A 2,486-nucleotide genomic window follows, 5' to 3' on the forward strand; every position below is an offset into this window, starting at 1 on the left:
CATAGACTTACCTCCGTATAGCGGTATCAAAAGTTAAGGTTCAACTTTTAATACCTGTGATAGAAATATAGTCTATTGTCACATATTTTGCCTCCATAGTCGAGGTACGCACTATCTACCGTTTACTTTCTAACGCTTGTTTTACCTTTATAAGCACTATAAAACGGCTATAGCCTTATATTCTCCATAGCCGTTCTGACTACCTACAAAAATTTAAAATCCCATAAGCTGTAAAGAGTCCTCAGCAGAAAGATTTTTCACAATGCTGAGAAACAGAGCATACCATAATGTACGTTCTTTGTTTGACATTTCTATTCCCCCTCACTTCAAATTACAATTTTATTGTGTACAGATTAAAGAATCTGCACACAATTTCCTTTGTCAGTGAATACAAAATGTCCTTCAAAACTCATGTCGCGTCCGTATGCCTCAAAATCAAAATAGCTTTGCAGATTTTTGGGAATGCTGTCCAGCAGCCCTGTTTCCTCTGCATATTCTCTCGCCACGTCTTCCATATCTTCGCAATTATAATAGATTATGCAATCATCTTTTCCGTCCAGTGCATCATCCAAAGAATATCCTTCAGATATCATGGCTTCTACAATTTCCCGCTCGTACTCGTCCAGATCGTCTAAAGTTTCTGCAAGTTCATTTAACTCATCCAGATTGTCATACTCTCCAACTTCCAAACCGTGAATATCTGTTTCATAATCTGTTATAAACCATTCTTCATAATAATTTCCGTTTTCGTCTGGTTCGTCACTGATCCCGATTCTTTCTTTGACTGCTTCCAGTTCATCATCTGTACAAGGCAATTCCACCCATTCGCCTATAAGTTCGCCTTCGTTATACTTCCCTAAATTTGTTAAATAAATTTTCAACATAACATCCACCGTTTAACCTTTCTTTGATTGTCTATGATCTATATTTTTATTCTCTTTATTGCTTATTAAAAAAGACGATGTTCAACTGTTTACAGTGATCCATATCGCCCATTTTAATAAACAATAAAACTATAACTGCAATCTCCCAAACGATTTTCACGCTTTCTTGAACTTCAGTCCGATTAGTGCGACAAGTGCAGAAGGTAAGTTATCAATGTTCTTTGTTATTGGTTCATTGCTTTCCTTTAACTGTCTTTATTGTACACTATTTGTGTACATATTACTATTGACATTGTACACAAAATATTTACTAATATTTTATTTATTTTGTACACTTTTTGTGTACTTGTTTTATTGTACAAAAAAAGAAGATATCCGGCATTCCTTAATCTTCTTTTTCTATAACATATTCATTTGAACCTTTTAAAATAACTTGCATTCCTAGATAATTAGCAATCTTGACAACATCATCTATAAAAAAGCTATCTCTTGTTAATTTATTAGTAAACGCTTGTCTGCTGATTCCTAGCACATTAGCAAGTTCCACTTGTGTAACTTTTTTCCCTTCATCTTCACAATCTTTTAAGATTTTCCGTATTACATTTGTAAATATCTTTACCGCCCCCTAATCTATATATAATAAAAGCACAATTATTTTTGGATGGGCGGTGTATCCATCATCTCAGGTACTCTTACGAGTGTGTCGGGAACCATTTCCGACCTCAAAAATAATCATGCTTATTACTATCTTATTCTCTTTGTACCTATAATATACTATATGTTTTGCGTGTTGTCAATCTTAAATTCTTTAATTCTACCACTATGTAAACGTCGTTGTATTTTTGATTCCTGTATATCGTGCATAGTTGATACATACAGATAATCGTTGTCTTTGTCTAACTTAATTCCTATCATAACATTGTCACGGTATCTTTTGATAAGTTCTATAGATTCCGCACCGTTTTCATTTGGATTTACACCGATATAATCAGGATTATTAATAATATCTGGTATATAGTCAATATATTTCAAACATTTTGCATGTTTACTTTTCAACATATGAGCTGGTAAACCTTTTGATCTGTATATCTTTTTAGGTTCTATATTTAATCCCAAGATGGAATTAAATTCGCTTTTTTATTTTCCTACTACAATTAGTTTATCTAACATTTTATTATATCCCTTTTGTTTAATAGGAAAATTATAACATACATTCCATTGATTATCTATACAAAAATTAATCATTCCGCTTTACTGATTCCAGCATGATCACAAGCCATATCAATTTTTTGTTGTATAGTAATCTTTATCGTCTCCTTATTCTCCAAACAAATCTGAATGTGTCCCAGTATCAACCAATGTTAAAACTAATATGTCTTCCTCAATTAGATACACCAATAGCCAATCTGGCTGAATATGGCATTTTCTGTATTTTGACATTTTACCCTTAAGCTGATGATCCTTATGTTTTTCTTCTAGTGTATTGACATGACGATATTTAACCTTACTACCGCCTTTTAAGAGGCGGCAGTAAAGCTGGGGTATAAAGACTTGAGCTTTATTCTGGCATCACCTGTCCTAAAATGCCAGTCAACCTTTGCT

4 protein-coding genes are annotated in these 2,486 nt (G+C 33.3%); all 4 read right to left on the reverse strand.

Annotation, left to right across the window (positions count from 1 at the left end; genetic code table 11):
• Window positions 1-353: 353 nt before the first annotated feature.
• Window positions 354-884, reverse strand: coding sequence for an antirestriction protein ArdA (locus tag NSB25_RS28945; protein ID WP_242982662.1), 531 nt, complete (start codon window positions 882-884; stop codon window positions 354-356).
• Window positions 885-1,269: 385 nt separating this feature from the next.
• Window positions 1,270-1,431: a helix-turn-helix domain-containing protein gene (locus tag NSB25_RS28950; RefSeq protein ID WP_172455333.1), complete on the reverse strand. Its 162-nt coding sequence runs from the start codon at window positions 1,429-1,431 to the stop codon at window positions 1,270-1,272.
• A 227-nt stretch (window positions 1,432-1,658) separates the two neighbouring features.
• Entirely contained in the window at window positions 1,659-2,003 is a 345-nt protein-coding gene (locus tag NSB25_RS28955) for a PBECR3 domain-containing polyvalent protein (protein ID WP_257479368.1), read from the reverse strand.
• Between the two features lie 198 nt (window positions 2,004-2,201).
• Window positions 2,202-2,429: a type II toxin-antitoxin system YafQ family toxin gene (locus NSB25_RS28960; RefSeq protein ID WP_103242796.1), complete on the reverse strand. Its 228-nt coding sequence runs from the start codon at window positions 2,427-2,429 to the stop codon at window positions 2,202-2,204.
• Between the last annotated feature and the right edge of the window lie 57 nt (window positions 2,430-2,486).

Origin of the sequence: Acetatifactor muris (assembly GCF_024623325.1) — a bacterium.
GTDB classification, from domain to species: domain Bacteria; phylum Bacillota; class Clostridia; order Lachnospirales; family Lachnospiraceae; genus Acetatifactor; species Acetatifactor muris.